At 41.1% G+C, this 16780-nt stretch carries 19 protein-coding genes and 1 other annotated feature; all 19 genes read right to left on the reverse strand.

Annotation, left to right across the window (positions count from 1 at the left end; genetic code table 11):
- Positions 1-99: 99 nt before the first annotated feature.
- Positions 100-1971: a glucosaminidase domain-containing protein gene (locus HT730_RS09980; protein ID WP_240151484.1), complete on the reverse strand. Its 1872-nt coding sequence runs from the start codon at positions 1969-1971 to the stop codon at positions 100-102.
- Positions 1972-2042: 71 nt separating this feature from the next.
- Positions 2043-3029 carry a dihydroorotate dehydrogenase gene (locus HT730_RS09985; protein WP_173307502.1) on the reverse strand — a complete coding sequence of 329 codons (987 nt, stop codon included), beginning with the start codon at positions 3027-3029 and terminating at the stop codon, positions 2043-2045.
- Positions 2992-3792, reverse strand: a complete 801-nt coding sequence (locus HT730_RS09990) for a dihydroorotate dehydrogenase electron transfer subunit (protein ID WP_173307503.1) — start codon at positions 3790-3792, stop codon at positions 2992-2994. Before HT730_RS09990 ends, HT730_RS09985 begins: the two co-directional genes overlap by 38 nt.
- A gap of 248 nt (positions 3793-4040) precedes the next feature.
- The gene (locus tag HT730_RS09995) at positions 4041-4421 is read right to left on the reverse strand and encodes a VOC family protein (RefSeq protein ID WP_173307504.1); all 381 of its coding nucleotides are present in this window, start codon (positions 4419-4421) and stop codon (positions 4041-4043) included.
- 58 nt (positions 4422-4479) lie between these two features.
- Positions 4480-4839 carry a 50S ribosomal protein L20 gene (rplT, locus tag HT730_RS10000; RefSeq protein WP_000124834.1) on the reverse strand — a complete coding sequence of 120 codons (360 nt, stop codon included), beginning with the start codon at positions 4837-4839 and terminating at the stop codon, positions 4480-4482.
- Positions 4840-4890: 51 nt separating this feature from the next.
- The gene (gene rpmI / locus HT730_RS10005) at positions 4891-5091 is read right to left on the reverse strand and encodes a 50S ribosomal protein L35 (RefSeq protein ID WP_001125943.1); all 201 of its coding nucleotides are present in this window, start codon (positions 5089-5091) and stop codon (positions 4891-4893) included.
- 32 nt (positions 5092-5123) lie between these two features.
- Positions 5124-5654 (reverse strand): translation initiation factor IF-3, encoded by a 531-nt coding sequence (gene infC / locus HT730_RS10010; RefSeq protein ID WP_000848180.1) that lies wholly within the window; start codon positions 5652-5654, stop codon positions 5124-5126.
- Between the two features lie 15 nt (positions 5655-5669).
- Positions 5670-5801 (reverse strand) — a sequence feature (ribosomal protein L20 leader region).
- A gap of 160 nt (positions 5802-5961) precedes the next feature.
- Positions 5962-7143, reverse strand: coding sequence for a hypothetical protein (locus tag HT730_RS10015; RefSeq protein WP_173307505.1), 1182 nt, complete (start codon positions 7141-7143; stop codon positions 5962-5964).
- A 3-nt stretch (positions 7144-7146) separates the two neighbouring features.
- Positions 7147-7734: an ABC transporter ATP-binding protein gene (locus HT730_RS10020; protein WP_084588538.1), complete on the reverse strand. Its 588-nt coding sequence runs from the start codon at positions 7732-7734 to the stop codon at positions 7147-7149.
- A gap of 32 nt (positions 7735-7766) precedes the next feature.
- Positions 7767-7955: a hypothetical protein gene (locus HT730_RS10715; RefSeq protein ID WP_338618510.1), complete on the reverse strand. Its 189-nt coding sequence runs from the start codon at positions 7953-7955 to the stop codon at positions 7767-7769.
- 178 nt (positions 7956-8133) lie between these two features.
- Positions 8134-10374, reverse strand: coding sequence for a DNA internalization-related competence protein ComEC/Rec2 (locus tag HT730_RS10025; protein WP_173307506.1), 2241 nt, complete (start codon positions 10372-10374; stop codon positions 8134-8136).
- Entirely contained in the window at positions 10358-10987 is a 630-nt protein-coding gene (locus tag HT730_RS10030; RefSeq protein WP_173307507.1) for a helix-hairpin-helix domain-containing protein, read from the reverse strand. The genes HT730_RS10025 and HT730_RS10030 overlap by 17 nt, the downstream gene beginning before the upstream one ends.
- A gap of 66 nt (positions 10988-11053) precedes the next feature.
- The gene (locus tag HT730_RS10035) at positions 11054-11623 is read right to left on the reverse strand and encodes a GNAT family N-acetyltransferase (protein WP_049511761.1); all 570 of its coding nucleotides are present in this window, start codon (positions 11621-11623) and stop codon (positions 11054-11056) included.
- A 106-nt stretch (positions 11624-11729) separates the two neighbouring features.
- Complete coding sequence (locus tag HT730_RS10040) at positions 11730-12734, reverse strand: PhoH family protein (RefSeq protein WP_173307508.1); 1005 nt, start codon at positions 12732-12734, stop codon at positions 11730-11732.
- A gap of 84 nt (positions 12735-12818) precedes the next feature.
- A complete protein-coding gene (locus tag HT730_RS10045) occupies positions 12819-13034 on the reverse strand; it encodes a YozE family protein (RefSeq protein WP_042901104.1) in 216 nt (71 codons plus the stop codon).
- A gap of 8 nt (positions 13035-13042) precedes the next feature.
- A complete protein-coding gene (gene cvfB, locus HT730_RS10050; protein WP_173307509.1) occupies positions 13043-13897 on the reverse strand; it encodes an RNA-binding virulence regulatory protein CvfB in 855 nt (284 codons plus the stop codon).
- A 59-nt stretch (positions 13898-13956) separates the two neighbouring features.
- Positions 13957-14514, reverse strand: a complete 558-nt coding sequence (gene frr, locus HT730_RS10055; protein ID WP_001262220.1) for a ribosome recycling factor — start codon at positions 14512-14514, stop codon at positions 13957-13959.
- Positions 14515-14534: 20 nt separating this feature from the next.
- Positions 14535-15260: a UMP kinase gene (pyrH, locus tag HT730_RS10060; protein ID WP_173307510.1), complete on the reverse strand. Its 726-nt coding sequence runs from the start codon at positions 15258-15260 to the stop codon at positions 14535-14537.
- A gap of 83 nt (positions 15261-15343) precedes the next feature.
- On the reverse strand, positions 15344-16678 hold the full coding sequence (gene trmFO, locus HT730_RS10065) for a methylenetetrahydrofolate--tRNA-(uracil(54)-C(5))-methyltransferase (FADH(2)-oxidizing) TrmFO (protein WP_173307511.1): 1335 nt from the start codon (positions 16676-16678) through the stop codon (positions 15344-15346).
- Positions 16679-16780 lie beyond the last annotated feature (102 nt).

Below are 16780 nucleotides of genomic sequence, written 5' to 3' on the forward strand. Positions count from 1 at the left end.
TTGAGGTTGCAGATAGAACTGACGAAGTCAGTAACATCTATACGGTAAGGCGACGCTGACGTGGTTTGAAGAGATTTTCGAAGAGTATCAATTATAGGACTAATCTTTACCACCTAGTTTCTCATTGATTTTCATCATCACACTAGCAATTTTTTCACCCCAATAAGGGTCTGAGGCATATTCCACATTCATACCAGACGCCTTGTTTCCAAGGAAAGTTCTGCCCCTATCGATATAATTCTCCTTAATCCACTTGGTTGCACCTAAAATTCCCTTATCCACATCATCAAATGTCTTGGCAGAAAGGTAAGGGGTCGTATCATAGGCTGTAATTCCAAAGAAATTATTCTTATCTTTGGCAATTTTACTTCGTCCCCAGTCACTTTCTAAGGCACTATGAGCAAGGAGATAGAGGGCATTGATATGGTAATGCTCTTCGGCTTCCTTAAAGGTAGCTCCCTTATTTTCCAAGAGACTATTGCCAATATTTAACAGACTAAATACCTTATCCAAATCCTCAGCACTATAGTTTGTAGCCTCTGTCAAGTCTTTGAAAAGGAAGGGATTTTCAAGCTTAAAACCATCAAAATACAGCCCATCTGCCGAATAATATTTCTTGCCTACTTCCATATCAGAAATATGAGAAGCTACTGGAATACTAGCATTCTGAGCCACATAGTGATAAAAACGGTGTCCATCACTCTCATAATAAGGGATAAAATCCTTGCTAGAATCTAGTGCTTGTAAATCTTCTGTTTTCATATAGCCTGACAAACCAGAAATAGTAATAGCCAAGCGCTTGTCATCACTTTTTCTATCCTTATCTAGCCAGACGACACTACCTTGCGATATATAGGAGAGCTTTTCACCATCTGCATCATAAACATTTGCTGTAACAGGCACTACTTGATAGTAAGCAGCATTTTCATTTGTAGCTTTTTCTCCAAGCCATTTACCGTCGCTTCCAAGCTGATAACCATCTACTGTCTCATTTTTCGCCATGTAGCCACCAGATTTGAAGTAGTACCAGGCTTGACTTTTAGAATCGTATAACCATTCTTTCTCAGCCATTTTGCCATCAGACTTGAGGTAAAACCAAGATTCCTTATCCCAAATCCATTCATTGGCTGTCATGTAGCCACCGGATTTGAAGTAGTACCAAGCTTGACTTTTAGAATCGTAGACCCATTCTTTTTCAGCCATTTTGCCATCAGACTTGAGGTAAAACCAAGATTCCTTATCCCAAATCCATTCATTGGCTGCCATGTAGCCACCGGATTTTAGATAATAATAGTGACCATTCTCGAAAATCCATTCTTTATCAGCATGATTTCCATTTTCTTTGATGTAAAACCAAGATTGGTATTGTTTGTCAAAAAGCCAACCTTGCTGTACTTTGGCACCACTGGCATTCACATAAGCCTGGTCAATCCACTGACTTGTCAGTAGATAACCACCAGATTTAAAATAATAGTCCTTACCCTTGATTTGGAGCCATTCTTTCTCTGCGTGCTGGCCATCTGCTTTTATATAAAACCAAGCGTCGTATTGAGAATCATAGACCCAATCTTCTATTACCTTGGAACCTGTTGCACCAACATAGGAAGTTCCTAGCCACGCATTTCTTTTCATCTTTCCATTTTGGTCAAGATAATAGAAGGCTCCCTTGTCTTCTACCCATTCTGATTTGGCCATATAGCCACCAGATTTGAGGTAAAAATAGTCGTCACCTTGCTTCAACCATTCATTTTCAGCATAGTTAGCATCTGCTTTGATATAAAACCAAGACTGATAATGAGCATCAAAAACCCACTCATTAGCCGCTTGGTTGCCATCTGCTTTCAGGTATTGTTTTCCTTGCCAAGTACCATCACTGGCCATGACACCCTCTGGACTAGCTAAGAAAAATAGCAGGGCTAAAAAAATAAATCTTACTTTCTTCATTAATTTACTTCCTCTGTTCTTACTCATTTCATTATATCAAAATTCTCTATAATCAACATTACAAACTGATAAAAAATCAAGAGCAGATTGATTACAGTTTACCTCAGAGACTCTTTTACTTCCTTGCGTAGATTTTCTAGACTGCTTATGCCATATTTATCCATAACCTTTGGTAAATTTTCGATGATATCAGGACAGGCATATGGATTAGTAAAGTTAGCTGTTCCAACTCCAATAGCAGATGCTCCAGCCAGATACATTTCTAAGGCAACTTCAGCCGAATCCACTCCTCCCATTCCAATGATGGGCAGGTCTGTAGTTTGGGCGACTTGGCGGATGAGTTTGAGGGCTACTGGAAAAACTGCTGGACCAGACATTCCACCTGTTCCATTGGCCAAGATTGGTTTTCTGGTTTTGAGGTCAAAGCGCATTCCAACCAGAGTATTGATCATGGTTAAGCCACTTGCCCCTGCATCTTCTGCAGCTTTTGCGACAGTGACGATATCCGTCACACTAGGGGTTAGTTTGACATAAACTGGTACATCAGAGGCTTCCACAGCTGCTTTCACCACATCATAAGCTAAATCTGGGTCTTGACCAATCAAAAGTCCGTGATTACAGTGGTCAACATTGGGGCAAGAAATATTGAGCTCAATAGCCTTTACATTGGCTGCCTTGGAAATACCATGAGAAACAGCTGCATACTCTTGTTTTGAAAAACCAGCTACATTGGCAATAATAGGAAGATTTGGATATTCTCTTTCCAGCCAAGGTAACTTTTCAGCCAAAACAACTTCCAAACCAGGATTTTGTAAGCCAATTGCATTGAGCATGCCAGCAGGTGTTTCTGCCACCCTTGGAGTTGGATTGCCAAAGCGTGGTTCAAGAGTTGTCGCCTTGATCATAATAGAACCTAAAAGGTCTAAATCATAGTACTTGGCATACTCTTGTCCAAAACCAAAACAGCCTGATGCTGGAATAATCGGATTTTTCAAATCCAAGCCAGGTAGAGAAACTTGTAAACGATTTCTAGTCATAATTTTCTCCTTATAATAAAACTGTTCCTGTACGGAAAACAGGGCCATCTTCACAGACACGTTGGCTGACCGTCTCGCTTTCTGGCACTTTTAGGACACAGGCATAGCAGGCACCCATCCCACAAGCCATACGAGATTCCAGAGATAGATAGGCTCTTGGGTGGTCATAAAAGGTTTGATTGATATACTTCATCATTCCAGGCGCCCCACAAGAATAAACAGCATCAAACTGACTGTCTAAATCCTTGATGACAACAGAAACATTCCCCTTGATGCCATAAGAACCATCATCTGTCGTTACAAAGACCTGCCCATATTGGGCCAATTCCGTTTCAAGGATAACAGCATCCTTGTTAGCAAAACCGAGGACTGTCACTACTTTCACACCACGCGCATGCAATTCCTTGGCTACCTCAAGTAAGGGAGGTACACCAATTCCCCCACCAACTAAGAGAACCTTGCTCTGCTTATCTAGGTCAGACAAGTCAAAACCATTTCCCTGAGGCCCCATCACATCAAGAGTATCTCCCTGACTTAGGGTTGAGAAAATAGCTGTCCCAGCTCCCTCAATCCGGTAAATAAGGTGACACTGCTTCTTAACCTTATCGATAGACGAAATTGAAATAGGACGACGCAAAAGATGGGCATCATCAGGCACACGCAGATGAAGAAATTGGCCTGCTCGCATGGCTTCAACCATTTCTCCTTCTAGGACTAGTTCAAAGATTGCTGGCGCGATTTCCTCCTGTGCAACCACCTTCATGGTTTCCAAACGAATTGCACCCAAACGTTTCTTACATGTGGGATTCATGACTTTTCCTCCTTAAATTTTAAGGGGACCAGACAAAGAAAAGACCTTGCTAATGCAAGGCCTCAGTTAAAATCGTACAACACAAGAGAGCACACTCAAAAAGTCTCCTCTAGAAAATTGTACTATTCTTTTATCTGACACCTTGTGAGTCTCTCTGAACTCCCCTTAAAGGTTAAATTTTTATTAGTATACTCTTTCAGCTAAAAAAAGTCAAGTAGAAAACGAACATTCTACTTGACTTCACAAGATTATTTTTCACGAATGACTTCGACCTTGTAGCCATCAGGGTCTTTGATAAAGTAATAGTTTGGTGCAGTTCCTGGTAGACCATTTGGTTCAGTCACTTCATAGCCTTTGGCACTGTGCTCTTGATAAAGAGCTTCAAGATCAGGTGTACTGAGGGCGATATGGGCAAACCCATCACCAACCACATACGGACCGTGATCGTAGTTATAAGTCAACTCCAATTCATAGTCGTCACCCTCAAGTCCTAGATAGACAATCGTGAAGGCATGGTCTGGAAAATCTCTGCGACGCAATTCTTTAAAACCAAAAGCATCTTGATAGAATGCAATTGATTTTTCAAGATTTTCTACTCGCAAGCAAGTATGTAGCATTTTTGAAGCCATATTTTTCTCCTTTATTTTTAAAAAGACTGGGACAATCCTGTTCCAGTCTTATCTGTTATTATTTACCAAGTTTTGCTTTAGCTGCATCTGCAAGAGCTGTGAAAGCTGCTGCATCATTAACAGCCAAGTCAGCAAGCATTTTACGGTTAACTTCGATCTCAGCCAATTTCAAACCATGCATCAATTGTGAGTATGAAAGTCCGTTCATACGAGCTGCCGCATTGATACGAGTGATCCACAATTTGCGGAAGTCACGTTTTTTCTGACGACGGTCACGGTATGCATAGTAGTAAGAGTTCATTACTTGTTCTTTTGCAGTACGGAACAAGATGTGTTTAGCTCCATAGTAACCTTTTGCTAATTTAAGAATACGTTTACGACGTTTGCGTGATACAACGCCACCTTTAACACGTGCCATGTTTTATTTCCTCCAAATATTTCCTAGAATTGTTTACTTACAGTCAAGCTATTATTTCAAGCGAGTAAGCATTGCTTTGATACGTTTGTAATCTCCTGAATGCACCATAGATGCTTTACGAAGATGACGACGTTGTTTCTTAGTTTTTCCGTGGAAACGGTGAGAAGTGTAAGCACGGAAACGTTTAAGTCCACCAGAACCTGTACGTTTGAAACGTTTAGCTGATGCGCGGTGTGTTTTTTGTTTTGGCATGATTTTTTCTCCTTTATTTAACTTTCTGACAATTATTTTTTGTCAGTCGCTGGCGCCAATTGCATGAACATTTGACGTCCATCCATTTTAGCACGTTGTTCGATGATGGCAATATCTTGAGTTGCTTCAGCAAACTCGGCTAAAACTTTTGCACCAATCTCTTTATGGGTAATCATACGACCCTTAAAGCGAATAGATACCTTAACTTTATTTCCTTTTTCAAGGAATTTGCGTGCATTGCGAAGTTTTGTATCAAAGTCACCCTTGTCAATAGTTGGACTTAGACGAACTTCTTTCACAGTAACAACACTTTGTTTTTTGCGTTGTTCTTTTTGCTTCTTCTGGTACTCAAATTTGAACTTACCGTAGTCCATAATTTTTGCAACAGGCGGTTTGGCTTGGGGTTGAATCAATACTAGGTCAACATTAGCGTTATCAGCCAAAGCTTGCGCTTCACTGAGTGGCTTGATGCCTAGCTGTTCTCCTTCAAGACCAATCAAGCGAACTTCACGTACACGAATCTCATCATTGATGAATAAGTCTTGCTTTGCTATGGTTTTCACCTCTTTTGTTTTATTAGAGAAAAACAATAGCGGACTCGTAAATATACAAGCCCGCACGTTATGATAGCGTTTCTTAGAAACTTTTCATCCGTAGGGCCAGGCAACTTAATGTCACAAGGCGAGAAGCTCTCACTTCTGCTTTTCTCAACTTTTATATGATACCAAGTTTTCTAGCTCTTGTCAAGATAAAAAGTTATTTTTTTGAAAAGTTTGTGTTTGTATTTTGCATTGATTTCCTAATCAAAAAGAGAGAACCAAGTTGATTCCCTCCCTATATTAGTTTTTCTTTAGCTTCCCCATAGGAAAACTAAGCCTTAAAAACTTCTTTTTTACGTGAACTTCCCCATCTTTCGATAAATAGAATCCCCACTAACAAAAGGATAATCAAGCAAGGAAGTAAGACTAGCCCCATACCCCAATTCAGATTGACATTATCAATTTGCTTAGGTAAGCTTCCAGACAAAATCTCCACTGAACGCAAGTAAGTAAAGGGAATCAGATGTGCAATCCTTTGAAGAGGCTGAATTGTTTGGATACCAAACAATAAGCCAACAATCCCAATGAGGGAAAGAAAGAGGACAGGCATTTTTTGCTTGAAAAAGTAAGCAATCAAGTAGACGACTTCCACAATGACGATAAAGGCTAAGAAAGCTAATAACAAGCCAGGAAATAACACATCTTGTATTTTTCCAATAGTTACCTCTTGATTCACTAAGCTATAAATCGGGTAGGGATAATCTAACTGTCCAAAACCACTTATCAGACTTCCCACTAGAAAAGAAAATCCGCTGATTCCGATAAACAGCACACTTACATAGCCCACTCCAACTCCAAGAGAGGACATGGCAAATGTCACTTTTGAAAAAGGATATAATTGAGCAGTGTCCAGATGATTTTGATATCTTTCTGCAAATAGTTGCGTTAGCATAAAAATAATCGCAATCACAAACAAGGTTGGGATGATAGCCTCTAAAATCCAGACAATCTGATCAATCCCGTGGGTAGGAAACTCCAAAGTATGTGCTTTTATGTTCAAAGGATACAGGGCTTGGTAAATCTTCCGTTCACGGTCAACCCCCATTTTTAATTCAGAGCTAGAAGTCGGGTCATTTGATACAAATTCATAATTCTTCTCTTCATCTTGCCACTGCAAATAGTAGGCTTCTTTCCAGCGCCCTTCTTTTAATAAAGTCAGAATTTCTGTCTTTCGCGTCAAAAGATTTTTTTGCAAGTCTAAATCACTTTTAGCAATCTGGTATTCCTCCGAGCTGGTGTCAGACATTTGGGAGAGCTTCTCTTCATTTTCATTGATAGCTCTCTCGTTGGCTGCAATACGAGTTTCCAACCTGCTCTCCAAGCTGAATGAGTTTGCAGTCCGACTATTGAAATAAAAGGTAACACCGAGTACAGATGCAAATAAAAGTAAGATAATCCAGTTTAAACGACTTTTGAAAACTTTCTTTAATAAAAATAGACTAACATCTTTCATAAACTAAACCTCTTCTATTTGCCCCTGATGAATGGTTACTACTCTATCGCAGACATCAAGCAACTCTTCCTTATAGTGGGAACTTAAAAGAACCAGCTGTTCTTGTCTATCGATTTGTGCTAGCCTATCAAAAAACTTCTGACGATAATACTCATCTAAGCCATTTGTAATCTCATCCATGAGCCAGCATTTGGCCTGACTGAGGAAATACATGGCAATCACCAAGCGTTGCTTCATGCCTAAGGAATACTTGCGAATGGGAAGTCTGACATAGTCCGACATTTCCCAGTAATCAATTTCATCCCTCAAGTTTAGGTCTGACTTCCAGATGTTTTTGATAAGGCGAAGATAGTCCATCCCACTTAAATTTTCATCCAGCCATTCAATGCTTTCATAATAAAATAAAGAAGGAGGGGCTACAATATTTCCACTACTTATAGGAATTAAATTGCTAATGGCGCGGAACAGTGTCGTCTTTCCAGAGCCATTGATAGCAAGAATACCATAAATCCTACCCTTTTCAAATGTAAAATCAACATCTTGTAAGATGACTTGTCGCGTTTTTAAGGTCACATGAGTAAGCTGCAACATATCTAGCCCTCCTTTTTATCACTCTTTAAGAATTAATAGCCTCCGCTGTAGTAGTTTAGTACCTCATAACGATCGTAATTCCAACCACTACCAACTGGATACTCAGAATAGCTATAATAACGAAACCATGATGGATCGTTAGTATAGCTATATCTGTGGTAATTCATACTAGACTTATAGTAGGTATTCCAATCATACCGATAAGTTTTAAGAACGCTCACAGCATATATACTGGACTGAAAAAGACCAATGGATTATAAACTAACTAATTAAACGATTTTTGCTAATTTTTAATGGTTTTATATCATTAAAAATGAAGACGTTTTCATTATATCGTTTTTATCATTATTATGCAACAGATTTTTAGTTTATTTTACTAATATATAATATTTGTCCTTCCTATCGAACGCTTTCGATTTTCCAACTTTTCCAACCTTTAAAGCGTATAGCTCCTTGTTGGTCAGTTCGATATACTTTGCTATTGATACCTTCCAGTCGTGTCAAGATTTCCTGATGGGGTAGTTTCGTTCGATTGTTCTTTCCAACTGAGATGAGAGTGATCTCTGGTTTGAGCTGTTCTAGAAAGACTGAACTTGATGAATTTTTAGAACCATGTTGACCAGCTTTCAAAACATCCACTTCTAGGTCAAGATACTTCTTCAACAATTCCTTCTCTCCTTTCTCCTCCAAATTTCCAGTGAAGAGAAAGTGCTTATCCAAGAGTTTTCCATACAGAACTAGGGAGTCTTCATGACCTCCATCTCCCATTTTTCTTGGAGATAGGACTTCTAACTGGCTTCCGAAAATTGGCAAGTTCTCTCCTACTGTCACACTACGCACCTTGGTTTGAGTAGTCTGTAGTTCTGCCACAAATTCCTTCTGTTTCAAACTGCCTTTGGACACTAAAATTTCGACTACATGGAAAGCCTTGGTCGCCTCCAACAAATCTCCAACATGTTCCTTGTCCGTATTTGTCAAAATCAGCTGGTCAATCTTGGCCACTCCTCGACTTTTAAGATAAGGTATCAAGCTTCTCTGTGCATTGCTGGTCGTCGTCTTTTCTTGCCATTTTTCGATTTTCTTATCAGATTCTACCTTGCCACCGACATCTATGAGAATGGTCTTACCAGTTACATCCCGTAGGAAAATACTTTCGCCTTGCCCAATATCCAGCATGGTAATTTCATTTTCCAGTGGATACTTGGTCAAGAAAAAGAGACCTGTAATCAATAAGCTCAACACTGCTAGCCTTTTAATGTTTTTCCTCAAATCATAAACTAAAGCCAAGGAAATTAACAATAAGATTAAAAGCCATGCATTGGGTTGTCCAAAGACTAGAGGCCTACTTGCCACCTGCGATACCAAGCGAATAATGCCCTCCAACCATTCAAAGATAAAATTCAGCTGAATGACTGGATATAGAAAGGAAAGGGCAAATAAGATAGACAAGAGCGGTAAGAAGACCAAGTCAAAAAGAAAGGAAAAGACAAAGGTCAAAAGGATGGACCAAGGTTGAAATTCCGCAAAATAGAAGGACAGAATGGGCAATATTCCTAAGGAGATGACTAGACTTTCTCTGGCAATAGCCTTAAGCCCCTCCCCTTCTTTGCTGGTCATGGTCAAGATAAAAGCATAAGCGCAGGACAAGACTCCTCCTGCAGTCAGGAAAAAGTTGGGCATGATGATAAAGAGGACAAGCACCGTCAAGGCAAAATTATCTAATCCCTTAACACCATGTTGAGCCAGTAGCTTCTGCAAGAGACTGCGAATGACCGATGCCGAAAATCCAGTTAGGCCTGCATAGATAAGGGAAAAGGGATAAGTCAGAAATTTCAACTTTTCTTGGGTCAAGCCCAATCGCAAGAGAAGTTTCTTAAATCCGTCCATGAAAAAACCTACCTGCATGCCAGACAGGGCAAAGAGGTGGATAATTCCTAGACTAGAATAAAGCTCATTCATCTCCTCAAAGTCGGTGTCCAGATGTCCTAACAGAAGCCCCGTCATATAGTTACGCATAGGGTCTGGAAAGTGCGTCTTAGTCCAAACTACAGCCTTACGGCGTAAACTGGACAGGTTTTCACCTATATCCCAACTGCCAACCTTTTGGAGTGACTGGCTCTTTTTGATGTTGAGTGTCTGGTAAATCCCCTGAGTTTTCAGATAGGCTTGGTAGTCAAATCCACCAAAATTTCTCTGCCCTTCTGGCTCCGAAAGCTTCCCTTCTAGTCCTATCTCATGAAGGTCGGTTAAAGCTTGAAAAGTTTCTTTCTCCTCCTCGGACTGGAGTTTATAATAAACTTGAAAAATGCGTCCATCAGACTTGCCACGAAAGGATAGACTGTCACCATTGACCTTAATAGTGTCTGGTAAAATCCGTACTCTTTCAACAGAATCCGCCAAATTTTGACTTGCTTGACTCTGTTGCCAATTTTGAAACAGAAACCAGAAGCCAAAGACTCCACAAATCACTAGAACTTTGCCTGCTGATTTCCACGGAAATTGGATAAAGAGACAGACTAGCAGAAAAACAAAGCCCAACAAAGCAAGATAGGATGCTGAGAAAATGGCGTAGTAAAGCCAGAGCAATAGAAAACTCAGATAGATTAGGGGAATGGGGAAATTCTTAATCCACTGTAACATAGTCTTTTAGCTTTTCTATCGTTTTAGCACCAATGCCAGAGACCTTCTTGAGTTCTTCTACTGACTTGAACTTGCCATTTGTTTCACGATGGTCGATAATGTCTTGAGCTCGTTTTCCTCCCAGTCCCTTGACCTGCTTGAGTTCTTCCAGACTAGCCTTATTGAGATTGATTTTCTTTTCCTTGTTCGTCGAAGAAGCTGTCCCAGAACCTGCCTGCTGACTAGCTGATTCTTCTCCCTTAGTTGGGACGTAAACCAGAGCCTCATCACTAACTTTCTGTGCTAGATTGAGTAACTTGCTGTCTGCTTGCTCTGTCAAGCCACCTGCCTTCTGAACAGCGTCATTGACTCGACTACCTACAGGCAAATCATAAATCCCTGGCGATTTAACAGCCCCCTTCACATCTACTGTGATTAGGTCTTGTTCAAGGGGTTCTTCCTTTTCGAATACCGAATCCTTGGAAACAGCTGCAACTTCTGCCTGCAAATTCGTTTCTTTTACAGGTGTTTGTGGAGCTGGTTTTAGCAGGAAAAATCCTCCTACAAGTAAGCCCAGACCAGTACAGATGACAATGATTTTATACTCTTTGATTTTCTCGATAATTGCTTCCATATTTTCTCCTCTCTTAGATTATTCGTAAGAGAAAGAAAAAACAGTCGAAAATTTCTTTTCAACTGCTTATTTATTTGCAAAATAGTCTTCCTTGGTCAATACATAATGAACTCTTGTAACGATTCGGCCTTTTTCATGCTGGTCCATACAAGCATAAGCTTCTTCGTGGGAAAAACCCATTCCTGATTTCTCCATGACCTTTCCTGACGCGGGATTGTCCTTATCGTGAAGGGCAATCAACTTATTCATTCCTATCTTCTCAAAAGCTAGCTCAATCACAGCACGATTGGCTTCTGTCGTCAATCCTTGATTCCAATATTTTTTATTGATAATGTAACCAATAGCTGCCTTCTTAAGAACAGAATCAATCTTGTGCAAGTCAATGGTTCCAATAAATTTGCCATTGCATTTCAGTTCTATTCCCCAACTCCCTAATGGATTGGCTAAATAAAACTGAGCAATATTATTTTTAGTTTCTTCTAAATTTTGATTGGTTAGAAAAGTGTAACGTGTATTATCCTTATCCGAGGCATACTCAAACATAGCTTCCGCATCATCCAAAGTTACAGGTCTAAGCAATAAACGCTCTGTCTCCACTATCGGATACTGAGCTAGTTTTAAAAAGATTGATTCCATAGGATTCCACCACTTGAAAAGTTTCTAACTAATATAAGGATATTTAATGAAACATTTAAAAAGCAAATTTATACTTGGTATTGAGATAATTTTAAGTACAAAAGAACTATCCTTCAGATAGAGGTTGAGGATCTAATTCTTCACTCTCTTCTTTTTTAACCGGTGCTGGTTCATAAGCTCGGATAATCTGAGCGACAACTGGATGGCGAACCACATCCTTGGCTGAAAAATGAACAAAGGCAATCTGGTGAATGTTCTTGAGCTTTTCTTGGGCGTCAATCAAACCTGACTTGACATTACGTGGCAGGTCAATCTGACTGACATCTCCATTGACAATCATCTTAGAATTAAAACCTAAACGCGTCAAGAACATTTTCATCTGCATGATGGTCGTATTTTGAGCCTCATCGAGAATGACAAAGGCATCATCCAAGGTTCGTCCACGCATGTAGGCAAGAGGTGCAATCTCGATAATTTCACGCTCCATGAGACGAGTCGTTTGGTCTTTTCCCAGAATCTGATACAAGGCATCATAAACAGGTCTAAGGTAAGGATCTACCTTCTCCTTAAGATCACCAGGAAGAAAACCTAGACTCTCTCCTGCTTCCACCGCTGGACGAGTCAGGATAATCCTCTTGACTTGCCCACGTTTAAGGGCAGTCACGGCCAAAGTAACTGCAAGAAAGGTCTTCCCTGTCCCTGCTGGCCCAATTCCAAAGGTCACATCGTGCTGTTTGACACTATCCACATAAAGCTTTTGACCTAGAGTTTTGACACGAATAGGTTTACCAGTATTATCCTTGATGATTTCTTCTTCATAAAGGGCGACAAACTTGTCGATTTCATCGTTTTTGACCATGCTAATCGCAGTCACCACATCTGGCGTGCCAACGGTCATCCCACGATTCACCAAGACCATGAGAGCTTGAATAACCTGACGGGCTTCCTCACAGGCAGTCTCTTCTCCCAAAACCTGGACAATCTCCGTACGAGCATGAATCACCACATCAAGCTCTTCTTCCATCAAACGAAGATGGCGTTCATTGGAACCAAAAAGATGAAACAAGTCATCTGGATGACTCAGTTGAATGTCTATTGAATGTTCCTTCAAATAAAGAACCTCTCTAATCCTTTTATTTCTTTTTATTATAGCAGAGGGATGGAGAAATTACTAGCCCAAACCCAATGAATCATGCTAGTGTTCTAAGTATTCTTGCCAGATAGCGTCAAAGTCTCCTAGGTTAAAAGAGAAACTGGCATGTTCTTCCAAAAAGCGACTCACCTCATCAAAATCATCTGTGTGTTTTGGGAAGGCTGACTCCTCAAAAGCTAGGTCTGCCAATATAGCCTTGGGACTGTTGCTTTTAGGATTGCGCTCAGTCATGAGCCAAGCGTAAAATGATTTTCTCATAAGTCTCCCTAAATCAACTCTGTACCAAACTGGTCTTGCTTGATTTTACCAGCCTTCATCAAGCCACCGAGTGCTTTCTTGAACTGACCTTTAGAAATGCCAAAGGTTGCCTTGATGTCGTCTGGAGATGACTTATCATTTAAGGTCATGAAACCGCCATTGCTTTCCAAATAAGTCAAAATCATCTGAGCATCATTTTCCAACATTTCAAAAGAACGTGGTTTGAGGGAGAGGTTCAAGGTACGGTCCACTTCACGGAAACCAATGACACGCGCATCTAAAACTTGACCCAAACGTGGCTCTGCATAGCGCTCGCTCGGATGAATAAAGCCAAGCATGTTGTTTTCTGGCAGGTAAACAAAAGTTCCTGACAGCTTGAGGCGGTAAACAATGGCTGGCCAGTTTTGGTTCTGCATGTTGTTGTAGGCAGGACGAGCCAGACGTTGGAAGTCTTCTTGATAAGCCAAGAGTCCCCAGATACGGTCTTTCTTGTCCACTTCAAGACGGATGTAGAGTTGGTCGCCCTTCTTAGGCCAGAGTTCCTTGAGCTCAGGGAGAAGATCGAGTGACACAACGATTTCCTTGTCAGGAAGGCCTGTATCCACAAAGACACCCAAGTCCTTACGAACTTCTGTGACACGCCCCCAACCAAATTGGTCCTGAGTAGCAGTCACTTCTAGAGTTGTCAAACGGAGTTTTTGCTTCATATCCGTGTAGGCAAAACCTTTAACCGTATCCCCTACTGTATGCTGACCTTCTTCCTTGGCAAGAGCATAGGTCTGGCCATTCTTTTGCACATAGTAAAAACGGTCATTTTCATCGATGATGAGTCCAACGATAAAACTTGCAAGATTTGTATTCATATTTCCTTCTTTCGAATAAAACTCAGCCAGCAATGCCAACTGAGTTTTTCTGTTTATTCTCAGACTTCCAAGAGTTCTTTCTCTTTGTTGGCAGTCATGTCGTCGATGTGTTTAACAGCATCGTCTGTTACTTTTTGAATGTCTTTTTCAAGAGTCTTCAATTCGTCTTCAGTGATTTCTTTTGCTTTTTCTTGTTTCTTGGCTTCGTCCATAGCATCACGACGGATATTGCGGACAGCCACTTTAGCATTTTCGCCGACCTTCTTCACTTCTTTAGCAAGGTCACGACGAGTTTCTTCTGTGAGAGCAGGGATAACCAAACGAATAACAGAACCGTCGTTAGCTGGTGTGATACCAAGATCAGAAGCGTTCAAGGCACGTTCGATGTCTTTCAATGAAGACTTGTCAAATGGTGTTACCAACAAAACACGCGCTTCTGGAATGGTAATTGAAGCGATTTGGTTAAGAGGAGTTTCTACTCCATAGTATTCTACATGTACACGGTCAAGCAAGCTTGCATTGGCACGACCGGCACGGATAGCACCAAATTCACGAGCAAGTGAGTGGTGAGATTGGGTCATTCTCTCTTTAGCTTTTTCAATAATTGCGTTAGCCATAATCTTTCTTATTCCTTTTCTTAGATATTATTTGAAACTGTTGTTCCGATATTTTCGCCAAATACGACACGTTTGATGTTGCCTGGTTGGTTCATGTTGAAGACAACCAAGTCAATGTCGTTATCCATTGAGAGGGTTGAAGCTGTTGAGTCCATGATACGAAGACCTTTATTGATAACGTCACGGTGAGTCAATTCTTCAAACTTAACGGCTGTCTTGTCTTTCTTAGGATCAGCATTATAAACACCGTCGACCCCATTTTTAGCCATAAGGATGGCATCTGCTTCGATTTCAGCTGCACGAAGAGCCGCTGTTGTATCGGTTGAGAAGTAAGGTGAACCAATTCCGGCACCAAAGATAACGATACGGCCTTTTTCAAGGTGACGAAGGGCACGTCCACGGACATAAGGCTCTGCCACTTGTTGCATGGCAATAGCTGTTTGCACACGTGTATCAACCCCAACTTGTTGCAATGAATCTGCCATCACAAGAGCATTCATAACAGTCCCAAGCATTCCTGTGTAATCTGCCTGAACGCGGTCCATTCCTGCCTCTGCAGCAGGTTCTCCACGCCAGAGATTTCCTCCACCAATAACAAGGGCAATTTCGATACCTAAGCTATGAACTTCTTGAATCTCTCTTGCGATTGTTTGAACTGTTTGGATATCAATCCCTACGCCACGTTCACCGGCAAGGGCTTCACCTGATAACTTGATTAAAATACGTTTATACTTGGGATTCGCCATTTTCACTCTCCTTCTTTTATCCTACCTATTTTATCACAATTTCTAAGATTTTTATAGTATCATGAGCAATTCTTTGAAAAAAATTAGACTGTTAAAAATTCCTCTAAGTCAGCAAGGGCACGCTCTGCAATTTTTTCATAACGAGCCTTCTTGTCACGGATACGCTCGCCTTCCAACTCCTTGATGATCCCAAAATTGACATTCATCGGTTGAAAATGTTTGCTGTCAGCATGGGTGATATAATGAGCTAAGCTTCCGATAGCCGTCGTCTCTGGGAAAATAGCTTGACTTTCTCCCTTGAAAAGACGAGCCGCGTTAATTCCCGCAACTAATCCTGATGCTGCGGACTCTACATAGCCTTCCACACCCGTCATCTGACCAGCAAAGAAGAGATTTGGTTGTTTCTTAGAACGGTAGGTCTGCTCCAGAAGATTTGGTGAATCCATGTAAGAATTGCGGTGCATGACACCATAACGAACAAACTCCGCATTTTCAAGGCCTGGAATCATTTGGAAGACACGCTTTTGTTCTCCCCATTTGAGGTGGGTCTGGAAACCGACGATATTGTAGAGACTACCAGCCGCATTGTCCTGACGAAGCTGAACCACTGCATAAGGTGTTTTGAATTCTCCATCACGAGGGCCTGTATAATCGTCTGGATACTCAAGGCCGACTGGTTTCATAGGGCCATAAAGCATGGTTTTAATACCTCGTTTGGCCATGACTTCGATAGGCATACAGCCTTCAAAGTACTTTTCTTTTTCAAAAGAATTGAGCGGTGCTTCTTCCGCATTGACCAAGGCTTCATGGAAATCCATAAACTCTTGCTTGGTCATAGGGGCATTGAGGTAGGCCGCTTCCCCCTTATCATAACGAGACTTAAGATAAACCTTGCTCATATCGATAGTGTTGACGTCGATAATAGGCGCTGCCGCATCGTAGAAATAGAAGCCATCGCCGTCATTAAGGGCATGAATCTTCTCAGCTAGGGCATTGCTGGTCAAAGGACCAGTAGCGACAACCGTAATAACATCCGTCGGCAATTCTGTAATCTCATCACGCACTACTTCGATTAAGGGATGATTGGCTACTTTTTCGGTCACCATTTGGGAGAAACCATCGCGATCCACCGCAAGGGCACCGCCTGCAGGAACACGTGTAGCTTCTGCTGATTCCAAAATGACAGAACCCAAGCGGCGCATTTCTTCCTTGAGTAGCCCGACAGCATTGGTCAAAGCATCCCCACGTAGGGAATTGGAGCAAACCAACTCAGCAAAATTGTCTGTTTTGTGTTGAGGTGTTGACTTGACACCACGCATTTCATAAAGTTTAACTGGAATACCACGTTCTGCAATTTGGTAGGCTGCTTCAGAACCTGCCAAACCAGCACCGATAACATTGATATAAGATTGAGACACGACACTAATACCTCTTTGGGAGTGTGAAAACAAATTTCACATTGAAAAAGCCAATCAGACTTAAGAGCTTTCGAATTTCTTGACTCAGGCTGAAAAAGTCCA

It is taken from the genome of Streptococcus sp. k-628 (genome assembly GCF_013277475.1).
In the GTDB taxonomy this organism is placed as follows: domain Bacteria; phylum Bacillota; class Bacilli; order Lactobacillales; family Streptococcaceae; genus Streptococcus.